Source organism: Aquitalea aquatica, assembly GCF_013911085.1.
Lineage (GTDB): Bacteria > Pseudomonadota > Gammaproteobacteria > Burkholderiales > Chromobacteriaceae > Aquitalea > Aquitalea aquatica.
Window position 1 is genome coordinate 123,819 of sequence record NZ_JACERN010000046.1, and the last position, 17,017, is coordinate 140,835.

Annotated in this window: 17 protein-coding genes and 1 tRNA gene; 6 read left to right on the plus strand and 12 right to left on the minus strand. The window is 60.3% G+C overall.

Annotated elements, in window-relative coordinates:
* The 4 genes from H2Z84_RS20170 to H2Z84_RS20185 are packed head-to-tail and all read right to left on the minus strand — an operon-like array spanning nucleotide 1 to nucleotide 2,987.
* Nucleotides 1–777, minus strand: a complete 777-nt coding sequence (locus tag H2Z84_RS20170) for an ATP-binding cassette domain-containing protein (protein WP_181837572.1) — start codon at nucleotides 775–777, stop codon at nucleotides 1–3.
* Complete coding sequence (locus H2Z84_RS20175) at nucleotides 770–1,744, minus strand: FecCD family ABC transporter permease (RefSeq protein ID WP_181837573.1); 975 nt, start codon at nucleotides 1,742–1,744, stop codon at nucleotides 770–772. The genes H2Z84_RS20170 and H2Z84_RS20175 overlap by 8 nt, the downstream gene beginning before the upstream one ends.
* Nucleotides 1,745–1,788: 44 nt before the next feature.
* Nucleotides 1,789–2,595: a 4-hydroxy-tetrahydrodipicolinate reductase gene (gene dapB, locus H2Z84_RS20180; RefSeq protein ID WP_181837574.1), complete on the minus strand. Its 807-nt coding sequence runs from the start codon at nucleotides 2,593–2,595 to the stop codon at nucleotides 1,789–1,791.
* Complete coding sequence (locus H2Z84_RS20185; protein ID WP_181837575.1) at nucleotides 2,592–2,987, minus strand: outer membrane protein assembly factor BamE; 396 nt, start codon at nucleotides 2,985–2,987, stop codon at nucleotides 2,592–2,594. Before H2Z84_RS20185 ends, dapB begins: the two co-directional genes overlap by 4 nt.
* Nucleotides 2,988–3,087: 100 nt before the next feature.
* Between H2Z84_RS20185 and fur the strand changes: the two genes are divergently transcribed.
* The 3 genes from fur to H2Z84_RS20200 are packed head-to-tail and all read left to right on the plus strand — an operon-like array spanning nucleotide 3,088 to nucleotide 4,935.
* Nucleotides 3,088–3,516, plus strand: a complete 429-nt coding sequence (fur, locus tag H2Z84_RS20190; protein ID WP_181837576.1) for a ferric iron uptake transcriptional regulator — start codon at nucleotides 3,088–3,090, stop codon at nucleotides 3,514–3,516.
* Nucleotides 3,516–4,217, plus strand: a complete 702-nt coding sequence (gene aat, locus H2Z84_RS20195) for a leucyl/phenylalanyl-tRNA--protein transferase (protein ID WP_181837577.1) — start codon at nucleotides 3,516–3,518, stop codon at nucleotides 4,215–4,217. Before fur ends, aat begins: the two co-directional genes overlap by 1 nt.
* Nucleotides 4,204–4,935 (plus strand): arginyltransferase, encoded by a 732-nt coding sequence (locus H2Z84_RS20200; RefSeq protein ID WP_181837578.1) that lies wholly within the window; start codon nucleotides 4,204–4,206, stop codon nucleotides 4,933–4,935. Before aat ends, H2Z84_RS20200 begins: the two co-directional genes overlap by 14 nt.
* 69 nt (nucleotides 4,936–5,004) lie before the next feature.
* Here the strand turns inward: H2Z84_RS20200 and H2Z84_RS20205 are convergent, their stop codons facing one another.
* From H2Z84_RS20205 to H2Z84_RS20240, 8 genes are all read right to left on the minus strand, one after another.
* A complete protein-coding gene (locus tag H2Z84_RS20205; RefSeq protein WP_258869505.1) occupies nucleotides 5,005–5,460 on the minus strand; it encodes an outer membrane lipoprotein in 456 nt (151 codons plus the stop codon).
* A gap of 29 nt (nucleotides 5,461–5,489) precedes the next feature.
* Entirely contained in the window at nucleotides 5,490–6,530 is a 1,041-nt protein-coding gene (locus H2Z84_RS20210) for a quinone-dependent dihydroorotate dehydrogenase (protein ID WP_181837580.1), read from the minus strand.
* A 93-nt stretch (nucleotides 6,531–6,623) separates the two neighbouring features.
* Entirely contained in the window at nucleotides 6,624–7,214 is a 591-nt protein-coding gene (locus tag H2Z84_RS20215; RefSeq protein WP_181837581.1) for a malonic semialdehyde reductase, read from the minus strand.
* Nucleotides 7,215–7,249: 35 nt separating this feature from the next.
* Nucleotides 7,250–8,068: a flagellar motor protein MotD gene (gene motD / locus H2Z84_RS20220; protein WP_181837582.1), complete on the minus strand. Its 819-nt coding sequence runs from the start codon at nucleotides 8,066–8,068 to the stop codon at nucleotides 7,250–7,252.
* A 25-nt stretch (nucleotides 8,069–8,093) separates the two neighbouring features.
* Nucleotides 8,094–9,032: a S49 family peptidase gene (locus H2Z84_RS20225; protein WP_181837583.1), complete on the minus strand. Its 939-nt coding sequence runs from the start codon at nucleotides 9,030–9,032 to the stop codon at nucleotides 8,094–8,096.
* A gap of 41 nt (nucleotides 9,033–9,073) precedes the next feature.
* Nucleotides 9,074–9,433, minus strand: coding sequence for a Rieske (2Fe-2S) protein (locus H2Z84_RS20230; protein WP_181837584.1), 360 nt, complete (start codon nucleotides 9,431–9,433; stop codon nucleotides 9,074–9,076).
* Entirely contained in the window at nucleotides 9,409–10,068 is a 660-nt protein-coding gene (locus tag H2Z84_RS20235; protein WP_181837585.1) for an HAD-IA family hydrolase, read from the minus strand. Before H2Z84_RS20235 ends, H2Z84_RS20230 begins: the two co-directional genes overlap by 25 nt.
* The gene (locus tag H2Z84_RS20240; protein WP_181837586.1) at nucleotides 10,068–11,003 is read right to left on the minus strand and encodes an RluA family pseudouridine synthase; all 936 of its coding nucleotides are present in this window, start codon (nucleotides 11,001–11,003) and stop codon (nucleotides 10,068–10,070) included. Before H2Z84_RS20240 ends, H2Z84_RS20235 begins: the two co-directional genes overlap by 1 nt.
* Nucleotides 11,004–11,522: 519 nt before the next feature.
* Here H2Z84_RS20240 and H2Z84_RS20245 point away from each other — a divergent pair.
* The 3 genes from H2Z84_RS20245 (at nucleotide 11,523) to H2Z84_RS20255 (ending at nucleotide 16,814) form a co-directional block, all read left to right on the plus strand.
* Nucleotides 11,523–14,633 (plus strand): Rne/Rng family ribonuclease, encoded by a 3,111-nt coding sequence (locus H2Z84_RS20245; RefSeq protein ID WP_181837587.1) that lies wholly within the window; start codon nucleotides 11,523–11,525, stop codon nucleotides 14,631–14,633.
* An 85-nt stretch (nucleotides 14,634–14,718) separates the two neighbouring features.
* Nucleotides 14,719–14,794 (plus strand) — tRNA-Asn (locus H2Z84_RS20250).
* Between the two features lie 400 nt (nucleotides 14,795–15,194).
* Nucleotides 15,195–16,814: a methyl-accepting chemotaxis protein gene (locus H2Z84_RS20255; protein WP_181837588.1), complete on the plus strand. Its 1,620-nt coding sequence runs from the start codon at nucleotides 15,195–15,197 to the stop codon at nucleotides 16,812–16,814.
* Nucleotides 16,815–17,017: the final 203 nt, after the last annotated feature.

The following is a 17,017-nucleotide window of genomic DNA, read 5'->3' on the forward strand; positions in this document are numbered from 1 at the left end:
TCAGCGCCTAGTGTGCGGGACAAAGGCCCGGATGCCAGCATCCGGGCTGATCAATTCTGCCAGGCGGATACCGTAAATGGCTTCCAGCCGCGCTTGTTGCATGATGTCGGCGGTGCGGCCAAAGGCGATGCTGCAGCCATCCTGCAGCAGCAAGACGCGGTCGGCATGGCGCAGCGCCAGGTTCAGGTCGTGCACCACCGCCACCACGCCGATGTGCAAGTCCTGCGCCAGCTGCCGCCATTGCGCCATCTGGCTGTCGGCAATGGCGAAATCCAGCGCGGCGGTGGCCTCATCCAGCAATAAATAGCGTTCCTTTTGTGCCGATGCCAGTAGCTGGCAGAGCGCGCGTGCCAGATGGGCACGCTGCGCCTCGCCACCGGACAGGCTATCGAGCCGGCGTTGCGCCAGCTTGCTGGTGTCGGTCAAGGCCAGCGCCTGCGCCATGGCCGCAGTCTGTTGCCCGGGGGCCGCAAAATAACTGCCAGCCGCGACCAGCTCGCTCACCCGCCAGCCGGATGGTACGGTGGCTTGTTGCTCCACCACCGCCCGCAAGCTGGCCAGCCGTGCCGCGCTTAGCCCCACCGTATCCTGCTCACCTAGCCGGACACGGCCACTGTCCGGACGCAGATAGCCCGACATCACTTGCAGCAGGGTGCTCTTGCCCGCGCCATTGGGGCCGAGGATGACGCACAATTCACCGGGAACCGCTTGTAGCGAGACCTGCCAGAGCAGCCGCTTGCCCGCACGCTGCAAGGATACCTGCTCTAGTTCAAGCACGCGGTGACTCCTGTTCTCGTCGCAGCAGCCACAGGAAAAACGGTGCACCCAACAGGCTGGTGATGACACCAACCGGCAGCTCTGCGGGTGCCAGCAGACTGCGTGCCAGCCAGTCGGCGCTGACTGTCAGCCAAGCACCCAGCAGTGGGGCTGCCAGCAACAGGCGGCGGGCATCGCTACCGGTTAGCAGTCGGGTCAGATGAGGAGCCAGCAGGCCGACAAAACCGATCATGCCGCAGCTGGATACCACTACGCCGGCGGCGATGGACGCGAGGCATACCACCAGCCATGCACCGCGGCGAATGTCAAAACCCAGATGAAAGGCGGCGGCTTCGCCCAGTTGCAGGGCATTAAGCAAGCGCCAGTGACGGAACAATCCCAGCCAGACCAGCGGCGAGGCCAGCAGCAATAGCCAGGCCTGCGGCCATTCGGCATTGGCGAAACTGCCCATCAGCCAGAAGGTGATGCTGCGCAGGGCGCCATCCGGCAAGGTGGTGATCAACAGGGTCAGCAAACTGCCCAGCAAGGCGGAGATGGCCACGCCGGACAGAATCAGCCGGCTGCCATTGCCATTGGGGGAGGCCAGCAGGCGAATCAGCCACAGCGTCAGCAGGCTGCCGGCAAAGCCGGCCAGCGAAACCGGCAAGATGCCGGCACCCAGGCTGAGCGCCAGCGCAGCGGCCAGAGCCGCCCCGCTATAGATGCCGAGCAGGCCCGGCTCGGCCAGCGGATTGCGAAAGCGAGCCTGAATGGCGGCCCCGGCACTGCTCAGCAGCATGCCGCTGCAGATGGCGACCAGCAGTCGTGGCAAGCGTAGCTGCAGCAGTAGCTGTAGTTGCAGTGCCGGCAGTGTTTGATTGCCATGCAGCATGGCCCAGACAATCCCGCTGCCGTGCAGCAGCGAACCGAGGCAAGTCAGTAACAGGGCAACCAGCAGGCACTGGCAGAGCAGGGAGAGGCGGATCATCAGCGGGGGAGGGAGTCGGCCGGGCGGCCAGACTCCCGCAGGCCTTAGTACAGGCCCAGTACGTCTTGCATGTCGAACAGGCCGGAGGGCTTGGCCGACAGCCATTTGGCGGCACGCACGGCACCGTTGGCAAAAGTGGCGCGACTGGATGCCTTGTGGGTGATTTCCACCCGTTCGCCCAGGGTGGCGAACAGCACGGTATGGTCACCCACCACATCTCCGGCCCGCACGGTGGCAAAGCCGATGGTGTTCGGGTCGCGTTCGCCGGTCACCCCTTCACGGCCATACACCGCGCATTCCTTGAGGTCGCGGCCCAAGGCATCGGCAATCACTTCGCCCATGCGCAGCGCGGTGCCGGATGGAGCATCCACCTTGAAGCGGTGGTGTGCCTCGGTGATCTCGATATCGTAGCCTTCGTTGAGCACCCGCGCCGCCATGTCCAGCAGCTTGAAGGTAAGGTTCACCCCGACGCTGAAGTTAGAGGCAAATACGATGCCGATTTTTTCGCTAGCCGCCTTGATGGCAGCCTTGCCGGCATCATCAAAACCAGTGGTACCGATGATCATCTGCACGCCGCGCTGCTGGCACTGTTGCAGATAATCCAGCGTGGCTTCCGGGCGGGTAAAGTCGATGACCACATCCGCACCGGACAGCGCGGCGGCAAAGTCGCTGGAAATCCTGACTCCGGTCTGCTGGCCGATGAACAGGCCGGCGTCCTGGCCGATGAAGTCGGAACCCGCACGATCAATGGCAGCATGCAGACGTGCACCGGGCGTGGCCAGTACGGATTCGATCAGCGTGCGGCCCATGCGGCCGGCAGCGCCGACGATGACGATATTCAGTTCACTCATTGCTTGGGGGCTTCCGGGGCTTGCTTGGCGGGGGCAGAGGCATCCAGTGGCAAAATGGCACGCTCGGCTGGCTGTGCCGTGCCTTCTACCCGCACCATGGTGTCGCCTTCAAAGAAAACGGTCAGCAGCTTCTTGTCGACCAGCTTGCCCTGCTTGCTATCCTGATACGGATAGTCCCAGCGGTTGTTGTGGAAAGAATCGGTCAGCAAGGGAGTGCCCAGCAGGAAACGTACCTGGGAGCGGGTCATGCCGGGCTTCAGTTTGGCCACGGCATCTTCGGTGACATAGTTGCCTTGCTGGATTTCCATCTTGTGGGGGGTAATCCAGTTGATGGGATTCATGGAGGTGCAGCCGGAGAGGGCGATGACGGCAGCGATGATCAGGGCGCGCATGAGACTCCGATGGGCTGAGGATTATATTTAACTGGCGGTGTTAGGCAAAGCCGGAAAAAGGCTTTATCATGCTTCAAAAATCGACCTAATTTATATCACGATGAGCAAAGCCAGTCACCTTAAAGATATCGGCCTCAAAGCCACCGGCCCGCGTCTGAAAATTCTCGACCTGTTCGAGATGACCGACGATCGCCACCTGTCGGCCGAAGATGTCTATCGCAAACTGCTGGCCGAGAATATCGACATTGGCCTGGCCACCATTTACCGCGTGCTCACCCAGTTCGAGCAGGCCGGCATTCTGGTACGCCACCATTTCGAATCCGGCAAGGCCGTGTACGAGCTCAACCAAGGCGGTCACCACGACCACATGGTGTGCGTGAAGTGCGGCAGCGTGATGGAATTCTTCGATCCTGAAATCGAGGCCTTGCAGGACCGCATCGCCGAGCAGCACGGCTTTCGTATTGCCGAACACGCGCTGTATCTGTACGGCGAATGCCTGAGCTGCCAGGGCAAAACCGGCAACAAGTAATGATTCCCTGGCTCGGACACGAGCTGGTTTTTCCTCCGGTTCGCAGCGCACTGGCCGAACCGGACGGTTTGTTGGCTGCTGGTGGCGATCTGTCGCCAGCGCGCCTGCTGCTGGGGTATTCCCAGGGCATCTTCCCGTGGTTTTCCGAGGGCGAACCCATTTTGTGGTGGTCGCCTTCCCAGCGAATGGTGCTTTTCCCGCCGCAGCTGCGCGTCAGCCGTTCGCTGGACAAGACACTGCGCAATCGCCATTACCGGGTAACGCTGGACACCGCTTTCAGGCAGGTGATGGAGGCGTGTGCCGCGCCGCGTGCCGGGGCTGCCGGTACCTGGATCATCCAGCCCATGGTGGAGGCTTACTGTCATCTGCATCAGATCGGAGCCGCGCATTCTTTCGAGGTCTGGATGGAAGGCGAACTGGTGGGCGGACTGTATGGCGTGGCATTGGGACGGATGTTTTATGGTGAATCGATGTTCTCCCGCCGCACGGATGCCTCCAAAATTGCTTTTGTTCACATGGCCCGCCACTTGCAGGCACAGGGCGTCGACATGATTGACTGCCAGATGCATACCCCGCATCTGGCCAGCCTGGGTGCAACACTGATTCCAAGGGCTGATTTTATTGCTACTCTGAAGAACAAGACGCTTGAACCCCAAGCGGACAGCATGTGGAATTATTGTTTCGACCATGAGCCATCGTGATGCCGGACCGGCGGTTGCCATTCATTTTTATGCCACCGCCCCCTATGCCTGCAGTTATCTGGACGGTCGCCAGGCGCGCTCGCAAGTGGCTATTCCTGCCGAAGCCATTGATGCTGCGGTTTACAGCCAGTTGGTCAGGCTGGGCTTCCGCCGCAGCGGCTTGTATACCTACCGGCCTTATTGCGACAGCTGTCAGGCTTGCGTACCGGTACGCCTGCCGGTAGCCCGGTTTCAGCCCAATCGCAGCCAACGACGTAGCTGGAAGCGCTTGCAGGGGATGGAAGTGCAGTTGTTGCCGCTGGAGTTCCGTCAGGATCATTACCAGCTGTACCACGATTACCAGCGGTCACGTCATGCCGGTGGTGGTATGGCCGAGGATAATGTGCAGCAGTATTCCGAGTTCATTCTCAAAAGTGGCGTGGATAGTCTGCTGGCCGAGTTCCGGCTGGATGGCGAGCTGAAAATGGTCAGCCTGATCGACCGGCTGGCCGATGGTCTGTCTGCGGTGTATACCTTTTATGATCCGCAGGATGCCCAGGCCGGCTATGGCGTGTTCAATGTGCTGTGGCAGGTGGAGCTGGCGCGGGCATGGCAGCTGCCCTATCTGTATCTGGGCTACTGGATTGCTGATTGTCGCAAGATGGCTTACAAGTCGCAGTACCAGCCATTGGAGCATTTACACGATGGCCACTGGGCAGTGTTGCCGCCTGGTGCATGAGGGTAGCAGAGACGAAAACAGGCTGACAGTGTCAGCCTGTTTTGCATGCTGGCCGCGGGCCAGGCCGGATTAGTAAGGAACTACCCGGTCGTCGCCGCCACCGCTCAGCAGGCGTACGCGCTGGCCTGCGCTCAGCGGAATGTCGGCATCCTGCACGATGGAAACCATGCGGCCGCTGCCGTCGAGTTTGACTGTGACTTCCAATGCGTTTTTGCTGCCCATGCTGCGCTGGGCAGCCTGCGTGCCGAAACCACCGGCCAAGGCGCCGATGATGCCGCCAGCGATGGCACCCTTGCCGCCGCCGACATTGCTGCCGGCCAGGCCGCCAAGAGCTGCGCCACCCAGTGTCAGCAGCTCATTGTTCTGGCCTTCCATCTTGACGTTGTTGACCGACACCACGGTGCCCAGTTGTACGGTTTGTGCCTGACGCATCTGCCCCTTGGAGTAGACGGCGGCGGAGTCAGAGGTAGCGCAGCCGGAGAGCAGGCCCAGCGACAGGCTGCCAAGCATTACAAGGCGAGTCATCTTGTTGAACATATATCCTCCCTGGGATGTCAATTGCGGGTTTGTTGCTGCAGGTGGCGGGCGATGGCCTGGCTGCACCGGGCAATCAGCGGTGGTCCCTGATAGATCAGGCCGCTGTACAGCTGCACCAGTGTGGCGCCGGCTTGCAGCTTTTCTACTGCATCTTCACCGCTTAGAATGCCGCCTACACCTATGATGGGCAGGCTGCCGTCTAGTTCACGCGCCAGCTTGCGAATCAGTGCGGTAGAACGCTCCCGTACCGGTGCGCCGGACAGGCCGCCAGCTTCGTCCTGCAACGGGTGGCCGGCAATCTCTACTCGCGATAGCGTGGTATTGGTGGCGATCACGCCATCGATCTTGTTAACGGTCAGCAGGCGGGCGATGTCGGCGATCTGCTCATCGTCCAGGTCAGGTGCGATCTTTACCGCCAGCGGTACATAGCGGCCATGCTGCTCGGCCAGTTGCTGCTGGCGGGTCTTGAGTGCAGCCAGCAGGCGCGACAGTTCGTCACCTTGCTGCAGCTGGCGCAGGTTCTTGGTATTGGGCGAGGAGATATTGACCGTGATGTAGCTGGCGTAGGCATAGACCTTGTCCAGGCAGATCAGGTAGTCATCGACCGCGTTTTCAATCGGGGTAACGGCGTTCTTGCCGATATTGATGCCCAGCACGCCGTTGAAGCGGCAGTTGCGCACATTGTCGAGCAATACATCAACGCCACGGTTGTTGAAACCCATGCGATTGATGATGCCCTGATGTTCCGGCACGCGGAACAGGCGTGGCTTGGGATTGCCATCCTGCGGGCGTGGGGTGATGGTGCCGATTTCCAGAAAGCCGAAGCCCAGTGCCGCCAGAGCGTCGATATGATCGCCATTCTTGTCCAGGCCAGCCGCCAGCCCAACCGCATTGGGAAAGGTCAGGCCCATGGCCTTGACCGGTGCCCGGGTCACGGCCGGAGCAGCAAGACCCAGCAGGCGCAGTTTGTGCGCCTTGTCCAGTAGCTGCAGGGTTTGTTCGTGGGCGGTTTCTGCGTCAAATCTGAACAGCAGAGGGCGCAGAAGCGGGTAGAGCATGAGCGTCTCCGGAATGAATGTGCCCGCTAGTATAACCGGGCAATGGCCCTGAGCCGAAGCTCCATGGTCAAATCCACGCCCGATTACCCGGCTTCACAGTATCTGGCAGGCTTCGTCAAAACCAAAGCGTGGAGAGCGGGCATGCAGCTTGCCGGCCTCGCCATAGCCCAGGTTGATCAGGAAATTGGACTGGCAGCGGCCATCGGCAAAAAACTCGCTATCCACTCCGGCATTGTCAAAGCCGGACATCGGGCCGCAGTCCAGCCCCAGCGAGCGCGCGGCCATGATCAGGTAAGCACCCTGCAGTGTGCTGTTACGGGCGGCTGTCGCTTTAATGGCAGCGTCGTTACCTTCAAACCAGCTCTTGGCGTCGGCGTGCGGAAACAGTCGCGGCAGGTGCTCGTAAAACTGCATGTCCTGCGCCACGAGCACGCATACCGGTGCGGCCATGGTCTTGTCGACATTGCCTTCCATCAGGAAGGGACGCAGTCTTTCCTTGGCCGCAGCGGTCTTGAGAAAGACGAAGCGGGCTGGTGAGCAGTTGGCGCTGGTGGGGCAGAGCTTGAGCAGGTCAAACAGCTGGTGCAGGGTCTCGTCGCTTACCGGGCGTTGCTGCCAGTGGCTGTGACTGCGGGCATTGTGAAACAGCTGTTCCAGCGCAGTGGCGGATAGTGGGGTGGTCATGGGCTCCTCCTGATTGGTATTGTGTGGGCGTCTGACTATTTCCCGGCCGCAGCGGCTGCCGGGGCGGGGGGGGTGGATGGCTGCGATGGCAGCACTTCGGCCTCGTTCTGGTCTTCGGCCAGCACGGTAATGGACACGCGACGGTTGGTGGCGCGGCCATCTGGCGTGGTGTTATCGGCTACCGGCAGGTTTTCTCCCCGTCCTACCGCAACCAGTCTGGCCGGGCTGATACCGCTTTCCTGAAACAAGCGCACCACGCTGCCAGCTCGGGCGGCTGACAGCTCCCAGTTGGATGGGTAAGTGGAGGTCTTGATCGGTACGTTATCGGTAAAGCCTTCCACCCGGATTTGGTTGTCTACCTTGGACAGCAGGGCGGCCATGCCGGACATGATCTGGCGCGACTGGTCGTTGGGTGAGGCCTGGCCCACCGGAAATAGCGCCGTATCACGGATATCGACGGTAATGCCCTTGGGGCTCTGGGTGATGTTTACTTGGCCACCCTTGACCAGCGGGTCCATTACCTTGGCCAGATCGGCTGCCAGTGAACCGAGTTTGGCATTCGGCTCGACGTGGTGATCCCCCTTGACCGCCTTGGCAATCGGCTTGGTCTGGGGGATTTCTATCATGGTATTGGCCCCGCCAGTGGGCGGGGTGGTATTGATATTGACAGTGGAGCCGCTGCGAAAGGCATCAACGATGGCCGAGGACAGTACCCGGTACTTGCCTTCGTTGACCGAGGAAATGGCGTACATCACCACGAAAAAGGCGAACAGCAATGTGATGAAGTCGGCATAGGATACCAGCCAGCGTTCATGGTTTTCGTGTTCTTCTTCCTGACGGCGTCTGCGTGCCATATGTGCTCCGCGATGAGGGCTGTTGTCAGAACAGGCGTGTGTTGAACAGGCTGCGCACGCCACCGGCGAATTCGACGCCTATCTTGCGCGCCACGCGGCTGGAAAGGTCGTCCTGCTGGGTGTAGTCCACCGTCTTGGCGGCCTTGATGATGTCACGCGCTACCGAGCGGGTATTACCCAGGCCGTCGGCTAGTCCCAGTGGAATGCTTTTTTCGCCAATCCACACCATGCCGGAGAATAGCTGCGGGTCGCTTTTCAGCCGACTGCCACGGCCATCCTTGACCGCCTTGATGAATTGCTGGTGGATGTCATCCAGCAATTGTTGGCGGATGGCATCCTGCTTTGGATTGACCGGAGAGAAGGGGTCACCCATCGCTTTGTTTTCACCGGCTGTTTTCAGGCGGCGTTCCACGCCCAGCTTGTCCATCAGGCCGGTAAAGCCAAAGCCGTCGGACAACACACCAATCGAGCCGATGATGCTGGCTTTGTCGACGAAGATCTTGTCAGCAGCAGCAGCGATGTAGTAACAGCCGGAGGCACATACTTCCTGCACGGTGACATACACCGGAATGGCCGGGTGCAATTTCTTCTGGCGACGGATTTCATCATAGGCCATGCCTGACAGTACCGGGCTGCCGCCGGGGCTGTTGGCCTCAATGACGATGCCGCGCGTTCCGTGGTCGGCATAGGCGTCTTCCAGTGCGGCGTTGAGTTTCTCGGCAGTATTGTTTTCACTGTCGATGACGCCATCCAGGCTGATGACGGCAGTGTGGCCGCTGCCGGTGAGGGCCTCGGCCGATTTATCTTCATTACGAGCAAAAGCAAAGGCCAGCAGGCTGCCGATGATGCCCAGCCACACCAGGCGGAAAAAGATTTTCCAGCGGCGGCTGCGGCGTTGTTCCACCACGGCGGCCATGGCCAGTTTTTCCACCAGCTGGCGTTCCCAGTTTGGAGTGTCGTTCATTGTGCTTGCCCTGAGTGCGAATGTCGGCAGTCTAGCAAAATTCAGTCAGGCATGACATTCAGCCACACTTGGCCATCTGCTTCATGCAAGGGAAGGGGCTGCAGACTCTGGCCGCGGCAGGGGCCGCCGACGCAGCGGCCATTATTCGGCAGGTAGAGCGCACCGTGCATGCTGCACACCAGATATTGGCCAGACAGGTCGAACACATTGCCATCCTGCAAATCCAGTTCGATAGGGATGTGGCGGCAGGCATTCAGATAGCCATAGACCCGGCCCTGATAGCGCAGGGCGATGGCCGCTTGCGGCTTGCCATCCCGGCCAGGGACGTCAAAGCGTACGGCGCGGCCGCTATCAAGCAGGGCGGCACTGGCGCAGATCAGCCTAGCCGTGCCAGCAGCCATTGCTGCAACTCCGCAAAGCTGTGGACGATGGTCTGCGGCTGGCAATCCTCTAGCAGTCTCACATCGTGCGCGCCGTAGCTGACGCCAACGCCATGCGCGCGGGCGTTCAGTGCCATGTTGAGGTCGTGGCTGGTGTCGCCAATCATCACCGTGCGCGCCAGCTCCACGCCCAGCTGATCGCTCAGTTCCTGCAGCATGGCCGGATGCGGCTTGGAGTGGCATTCGTCTACGGTGCGGGTGGCGTCGAACAGCGGACCCAGCCCGGTTTCGGCCAGCAGGCGATTAAGGCCCACCCGGCTGTTGCCGGTGGCCACGGCCATGAATACGCCACTGTCACGCAAGGTTTGCAGGCCTTCACGCACGCCATCGAACAGCGTCACGCCATCGTCGCTGCTGCGGTAATGGCGGATGAAACATTCGGTCAGCGCCTTGTGCTGGGCATCGTCCAGGCCGGGGCAGGCCAGATGCAGGGCCTGGTCCAGCCGCAGGCCGATGACATGGCTGGCTGCCTGACGGTCTGGCACGGGTAGGCCCAGTTCGCGGCAGGCATTCTGGATGGAATGGGTGATGTGTGCTGTGGAGTCCATCAGCGTGCCATCCCAGTCAAAAACCAGCAGGTCGTAGTGGCGGGCCATCAGTTTCTCAGTTTCTTCAGAAAGCCTTCCAACTCAGCTGGCAGCGGTGCTTCCAGCTTCAGCGGCTCGCCAGTCAGCGGATGCGGCAGGCTCAGGCTGCGGGCGTGCAGGAACATGCGCTTCAGGCCGCGTTTGGCCAATTCTTTATTAAAGGCAAAATCACCGTATTTTTCGTCACCGGCAATCGGGCAGCCGCTGGCCTGCATGTGCACGCGGATCTGATGTGTACGACCGGTACGCAAATGGGCTTCCACCAGGGTGAAGTCGGCAAAGCGTTCGATGACGCTGAAATTGGTGTGGGCAAACTGGCCATCGTCACCCTCGGCCACCTTGACCCGGCGCTCGCCGTCGGCAGTGTGGAATTTGAACAAGGGCAGCTTGACGCTCTTGTTGCTCGGGTCCCACGAACCCAGACCGAGCGCCAGATAGCGCTTGTCCGGGATATTGGCACGCATCATGTCGTGCAGCTTCACCAGGGCTGAGCGCTTTTTGGCCAGCATCAGCAGGCCGGAGGTTTCCCGGTCCAGCCGGTGTACCAGTTCCAGATACTTCCAGTCCGGGTGCGCCTTGCGCAATTGTTCGATCACGCCAAAGGACACGCCGCTGCCACCATGCACAGCCACGCCGGCCGGCTTGTCGATCACCAGCAGGGCATTGTCTTCATATACCACCGGAAAGCTGCCGGGCGGCACGTCATTGACCGGGCGCTCGGCCACGCGGATGGGCGGAATGCGGATATTGTCGCCAGTCTGGATGCGATAGGACGCATCGATCCGGCCCTTGTTCACCCGGACTTCACCCGAGCGCAAGATGCGATAAATATGGCTTTTGGGTACGCCTTTTAGAATGCGTACCAGGAAGTTGTCCAGCCTTTGGCCGGAATCTCCATCGTCCACGTCAAGAAACGTGACGGAGTCTTTGCGAATGTCAGTCATATTGCTTATACTTCGTGCGCTCGACCGCACATTTCAGTGCGATGACAGCGTTCCGGAAAGCCATGGTCACAGGCAGTATTGCCGCGTGATGCTGCTGCGGGAAAGTGAACCGGCCGGCAGGGTGTTGACCCTGACCTGATGCCGCGTCAACCGGCCGCAGCCAAGGTTAACTCGCTCACCAAAAAGCAGCGATGGTAATGCATTTAGTCGCATAACGCACTCACGAGTATTCCATTTCCTGATGCAGAGCCAGTCAGGAGATCTTGCAGCAAAGTTTGACCCGGCACGCAGCCCTCCAGTTTGTCCAGCCCGCCCGCGATGGCGTGCTGGGAGAAAATTTCCGATGCGCTAATGCGCTCAAACCCCCGGGCACGTGTGAATTTAGTCAGGAAGTAGGCTTGATATCTCGGTTGTAATGATCTTTATACCAACACTTCTTTCGGAAAGCGCCCATCAATAGCCTCTGGGCCGTCAAATACTGGCTGCATCCCTTGCGTGAGTGCCGCGCAGGGAACGTTTATGAAACGCATGTTGTTTAATGCAACGCAGGCTGAAGAGCTGCGCGTTGCCATCGTCGACGGGCAAAAGCTGGTCGACCTCGATATCGAAACCGTTGGCAAAGAACAACGCAAAGGGAATATCTACAAGGGCATCATCACCCGTATCGAGCCCTCCCTCGAAGCGTGCTTTGTCGATTACGGCACCGAACGCCACGGCTTCCTGCCATTCAAGGAAGTGTCCCGCTCCTATTTTCAGGGCTATGACGGCGGCCGTCCGCGCATTCAGGATGTGCTGCGCGAAGGCATGGAAGTCGTTGTCCAGGTAGAAAAGGACGAGCGCGGCAACAAGGGCGCTGCCCTCACTACCTATATCAGCCTGGCTGGCCGCTATCTGGTGCTGATGCCCAATAACCCGCGTGGTGGTGGCGTATCGCGCCGCATCGAGGGTGAAGAGCGTCAGGAGCTGAAAGATCTGCTGGCCCAGCTGGAAGTCCCCAATGGCATGAGCCTGATTGCCCGTACCGCTGGTATCGGCCGCAATCTGGAAGAGCTGCAATGGGACATGGGTTACCTGATGCAGCTGTGGCGCGCCATTGAAGGTGCGGCCGGCTCGCAGAATGCGCCTTTCCTGATTCTGCAGGAAGGCAGCCTGGTCATTCGCGCCATCCGTGACTACTACCACCCGGATATCGGCGAAATCCTGATCGACACCGACGAAATCTACGAACAGGCCCGCCAGTTCATGAGCCACGTGATGCCGAACATGGTGCATCGCGTCAAGCTGTACAAGGATCACGTCCCGCTGTTCTCGCGCTTCCAGATCGAACACCAGATCGAAACCGCCTTCTCGCGCAGCGTGCAGCTGCCGTCCGGTGGTGCCATCGTGATCGACCACACCGAAGCGCTGGTCTCCATCGACGTCAACTCCGCCCGCTCCACCAAGGGTGCTGACATCGAAGAAACCGCTCTGCGCACCAACGTTGAAGCCGCCGAAGAAATCGCCCGCCAGCTGCGTCTACGCGACCTGGGTGGTCTGATCGTGATCGACTTCATCGACATGGAAAACCCGAAAAACCAGCGTGAAGTGGAAAACAAGCTGCGCGATGTACTGAAGCACGACCGTGCCCGTGTACAGATGGGCAAGCTGTCCCGCTTTGGTCTGCTGGAACTGTCGCGTCAGCGTCTGCAGCCGTCGCTGGGTGAAACCAGCCACGAGCCTTGCCCGCGCTGCCATGGCATCGGCTTTATCCGTGGTGCTGAATCCTCCGCCCTGCACATCCTGCGCATCATCCAGGAAGAGGCGATGAAGGAAAACACCGGTGCGGTTCACGCCCAGGTGCCGGTTGATGTCGCCACCTTCCTGCTGAACGAGAAGCGTGCCGAAATCCACTCCATCGAAGAGCGTCTGGATGTGGATGTGGTGCTGATTCCGAACATCCATCTGGAAACGCCGCATTACAAGATTGCCCGTATTCGCCACGATGATCTGGCCGAACTGGGTGATAGTCCGAGCTATCTGCGCGTGGAAGTGCAGGAAGAAGACATCATCACCAACTTTGGTCAGGAAAAGCCCAAGGTCGAGCGTCAGGAAGCTGCAGTCAAGGGGATTACCCCGCAGCAACCGGCTCCAGTGTCCAGCCAGCCTGAAGTAGCTGCTGCAGCCGCTCCGGTGGAGGCTGAGCAGGGTGTGGTGGGTCGTTTCTTCGGCTGGGTGAAGAGCCTGTTTGCCGAGCCGGAAGAACAGCCGAAAGAAACCGAAAAGAAAAAGCCGGCAGCCGCGAGCAATTCGCGTGATGGCCAGCGCAATGGCAATCGCCAGCGTGGTAATGAGCGTCGTCCGGGTAGCCAGGCGCGTCGTGACCACAATGAGCGTCGTCATGGCGAAGACGCAGGCAAGCGCCCGACCGAAGCCCGCCAGGATGGCGAGCGTCAGGATGGCCGTCGCCAGCCGCAACGCAATGAGCGTGCGGATCGTCAGGAACGTCCGGAGCGCGTAGAGCGTGCCGAACGCGCCGAACGCGCCGAACGCCCGGAGCGTGCAGAGCGTAGCGAACGTGCCGAGCGTGGCGAACAGCCGCAACGTGAGCCGCGTCAGCGTCGTGAACGCGAACCGCGTGAAAACCGCGAGCCGCGCGAGCAGAATGCCCGCCCGCAAGCTGAAGAGCGTAATGAGCAGGCTGCACCGCAAGCTGCCGAGAAGCCGTCGCGTCGTCGTCAGCCGCAGTCCGAGCGTAATGAAGCCGACAAGCCGCTGGTCAATGCAGCAGAAGAACTCAAGCTGAATGGCGCTGAGGGCGTGGATGCTGCTGCCGAGTCTGCCGAACAACAAGAGCGTGGTGAGCGTGGTCGTCGTCGTCGTGGCCGTCGTGACCGTCGTCGCGAACCGCTGGATGGCGAAAACACCGCAACGCTGGGCGAGAGCGGCGAAGTGGTTGCTGCAGCCGCAGCGGGCTTTGTTGCCGTAGAAGCCGCTTCTGTGCTGGAAGCGGCTCCGCAGCCGGAAGCCGTCAAGCCGGTAGAGCAAGTGGCCGAAGCCGTGGCAAGCGAGCCGGTGGTGCAGCCTGCTGTCGAGCCTGTTGCTGCCGAAGTTGCTGTAGCCGCCGAGCCGCTTGCTGAGGTCGAACCGCCAGTAGCTGCGGAAGCCGCTGCAGTTGTGGTTGAGCAGCCGGTACTTGAGCCGGCTCCGGCCCGGGTAGTGGAAGTGTCTGCCGAGGCTCCGGTCGCCGTGGCCGCTGCTGAAGCGGTGCTGGAGCAGGTAAGCACGGTTATCGAAGCTCAGCCGCTCAGCATTGAGCCTGCCGTGGCTGCAGTTGCCGAAGTAGCCGTGGTCGCCGAGCCGGTTGCGGCAGAGCCAGTGGTCGCGGTGCTTGAGCCAGTTGCGGAAGTTGTCGCTGCGCCGGTAGTGGAAGTGCCGGCCGCTCCGGTTGTGTCTGCTGTGGAAACCAAGCCGGAAGCCCCGGCCGACCTGGGTGGTCTGGTCATGGTTGCCACCAAGGCTGCGGTGCAGCAGGAGCAGCCGCAAGTCGAAGTGCCGGCTGGTCCGCGTCGCCGCGATGTGGTACGCCAGGCGGCCGAGCAGGCAGCCCCGGCAGAAGTGATGTTGCAGCAGGTGGAAACCCGCAATAACTGATGTATTCGGTCGGGCCTCTGAATTTAAGTTCAGGGGCTTGACGGCTTGATCAGCTTTTTATAGAATTGCGTTCTCTCAAGGCAATTCCCTGATAGCTCAGTTGGTAGAGCGACGGACTGTTAATCCGCAGGTCGCAGGTTCGAGCCCTGCTCGGGGAGCCAAAGCATTTAAAGCCCAGTCAGCAATGACTGGGCTTTTTGCATTGCGTGGTCTGATCGATCTGGCCTCCATAACACGCCATATGTCAGCGATGCTCCGCCCGTATGCAGTCATGTGCTGGAGGGGCAGCGGCACCGATCGTGCGCTGTTGCAATAATATTTTTGGTTTGCCGGCTTGCTGTCGGCATGCAGTTTGCAGCCCGGCCGACAGTTGCCCTGTCGTGCCGGGCTGTTTTGTTTTCATTTGCGGCAAGCGATCTTGGCCGTGATGGCCGCTATGATGTATAAAACAAGCAAGTTCCACGCAAATGCGGCCCGGTTGACGGGCCGCATTTTACAGATGGAGCAGGACCAGTCCAGAAGCTCATCCAATAAAAACAAACTCAACAGGGAAGTCAGAGGATGACAATCAAGCTCAAAATTACACTGCTGCTATCCATCGCCTTGCTGGCCTTGCTGGTGGTCAGCGGGGTTGGTCTGTTGCAGCTTAGTGCCGCGCAGAGCCGTTTCGAATACATCAGCAGTAATACCTTTCCCAGCCTGAAAGCCCTGCAAACCTCCCAGATGGCCATGTACAGCATGCGTACCTCCTTGCGTAATCATGTTTCGCATGTGCAGCAGGAGAAAAAGCAGGAGGACGAAAAGGCTATCGAAAGCAGCCGGCAACAGTTTGACAAGGCGGTCAGTCAGTATGAAACCGAGCTGGCCGTGGATGATAGCGACCGCCAGATGGTGAAGCAGGCCAAAGCAGACATGGCGCAATACCGCGCCGCCATGGATGAGTTTTTCACTAACTCGCGTTCCAACTACATGTCGGTGGCCACCGCCATGCTGGAAAGCGGCAGCCTGTTCCAGCTGTCTGGCAAGCTGGAAGCTGATCTGAACAAGCTGATCAGCTACAACTATCAGCTGGGTAATCAACAAAACGAGGCAAACCGGGCGGCCTACAATGCCGCCAAGTGGCTGCAGACAGCGCTGGCCCTGGCCGTGCTGCTGGGTACTGCCATCGGCGGCTGGCTGCTGATCCGTGCCATTACCCGTTCGCTGTCCGATATGCAGCACACCATGGAGCTGGTCAGCCAGCAACGTGATTTCAAGCTGCGGGTACGCAGCGACAGCAAGGATGAGCTGGGGCGTACCGCCACCGCCTTCAACAGCCTGCTGGACAGCTTGCAGCAAAACCTGCTGCAGCTGCGCCATGGTGCGCAGGATGTCATGGCCTCATCGCACAAGATGAACGAGGCGGCAGATGATATTTATCATGCCGCATCGGCGCAGAGCGAGTCTTCGGCAGCAGTGGCGGCCACCATCGAGCAGATGACCGTGAGTGTCAATCATGTGGCCGAGCGTGCCGACGAGGCGCAGTTGCTGTCGCAAACCTCCAGCCGTCAGGCCGAGGCCGGCTCGGTGACGATCAGCCAGACCATTAGCGATATCCGCGATATTTCCGGTGCCATTGCCAGCGCCAGCAGCGCCTTGCGCGGGCTGAATGCGCAGAGCAGTCAGATTGTGTCGGTGGTGCAGGTAATTCGTGATGTGGCAGACCAGACCAATCTGCTGGCGCTCAACGCCGCCATCGAGGCTGCCCGCGCAGGTGAAATGGGCCGTGGCTTTGCCGTGGTGGCCGATGAAGTGCGCAAGCTGGCCGAGCGCACCGCCAGTTCCACCCAGGAAATATCTGCCAGCCTGCATGCCATGCAGCAGGCCTCGTCTGCGGTGGTGGAGCAGATGAAGAATGCGGAAATGCTGGTGGAGGGGGGTGTCAGCCGGGCCGATGAAGCCGACCGCGCCATTCACAGCATTGGCGAAGCGGCTGCCGGCACCACCGGCATGGTGGCCGACATCTCGGTGGCGATCAAGGAGCAGGGCATGGCTAGCAACAGCATTGCCCAGCAGGTGGAGCGCATCGCCCAGATGTCGGAGCAGGCCAATTCGGCGGCGTCGCAAACCGCAGGCAGCGCCAAGGACTTGCGCGGGCAGGCTGAGCGGCAGATGCAGATCATTGCGCAATATCAGCTATGACGGTCCGCCAGCAACTGCCGTCACGGCCAAGCCCGAGCGGCGCTTGCGGCAGGCGTGCCGGGCATGATCAACCGGCCTGAAGCCATGCCCAGCCTTGATTGAGGACATCATCATCAAGGTGGGGCTGTGTTAACATCTCTTTCACTTTTTAGCGGCTGCTATTGGCCGCATCGCCCGGTGTGCTTGCTTCCATCTTGGCCACC

Excerpts from the sequence above, each read along its gene's own strand:
- H2Z84_RS20175 (WP_181837573.1), bottom strand. The coding sequence starts at position 1,744 with ATGATCCGCCTCTCCCTGCTCTGCCAGTGCCTGCTGGTTGCCCTGTTA.
- dapB (WP_181837574.1), bottom strand. The coding sequence starts at position 2,595 with ATGAGTGAACTGAATATCGTCATCGTCGGCGCTGCCGGCCGCATGGGC.
- H2Z84_RS20185 (WP_181837575.1), bottom strand. The coding sequence starts at position 2,987 with ATGCGCGCCCTGATCATCGCTGCCGTCATCGCCCTCTCCGGCTGCACC.
- fur (WP_181837576.1), top strand. The coding sequence starts at position 3,088 with ATGAGCAAAGCCAGTCACCTTAAAGATATCGGCCTCAAAGCCACCGGC.
- aat (WP_181837577.1), top strand. The coding sequence starts at position 3,516 with ATGATTCCCTGGCTCGGACACGAGCTGGTTTTTCCTCCGGTTCGCAGC.
- H2Z84_RS20200 (WP_181837578.1), top strand. The coding sequence starts at position 4,204 with ATGAGCCATCGTGATGCCGGACCGGCGGTTGCCATTCATTTTTATGCC.
- H2Z84_RS20205 (WP_258869505.1), bottom strand. The coding sequence starts at position 5,460 with ATGACTCGCCTTGTAATGCTTGGCAGCCTGTCGCTGGGCCTGCTCTCC.
- H2Z84_RS20210 (WP_181837580.1), bottom strand. The coding sequence starts at position 6,530 with ATGCTCTACCCGCTTCTGCGCCCTCTGCTGTTCAGATTTGACGCAGAA.
- H2Z84_RS20215 (WP_181837581.1), bottom strand. The coding sequence starts at position 7,214 with ATGACCACCCCACTATCCGCCACTGCGCTGGAACAGCTGTTTCACAAT.
- motD (WP_181837582.1), bottom strand. The coding sequence starts at position 8,068 with ATGGCACGCAGACGCCGTCAGGAAGAAGAACACGAAAACCATGAACGC.
- H2Z84_RS20225 (WP_181837583.1), bottom strand. The coding sequence starts at position 9,032 with ATGAACGACACTCCAAACTGGGAACGCCAGCTGGTGGAAAAACTGGCC.
- H2Z84_RS20230 (WP_181837584.1), bottom strand. The coding sequence starts at position 9,433 with ATGGCTGCTGGCACGGCTAGGCTGATCTGCGCCAGTGCCGCCCTGCTT.
- H2Z84_RS20235 (WP_181837585.1), bottom strand. The coding sequence starts at position 10,068 with ATGGCCCGCCACTACGACCTGCTGGTTTTTGACTGGGATGGCACGCTG.
- H2Z84_RS20240 (WP_181837586.1), bottom strand. The coding sequence starts at position 11,003 with ATGACTGACATTCGCAAAGACTCCGTCACGTTTCTTGACGTGGACGAT.
- H2Z84_RS20245 (WP_181837587.1), top strand. The coding sequence starts at position 11,523 with ATGAAACGCATGTTGTTTAATGCAACGCAGGCTGAAGAGCTGCGCGTT.
- H2Z84_RS20255 (WP_181837588.1), top strand. The coding sequence starts at position 15,195 with ATGACAATCAAGCTCAAAATTACACTGCTGCTATCCATCGCCTTGCTG.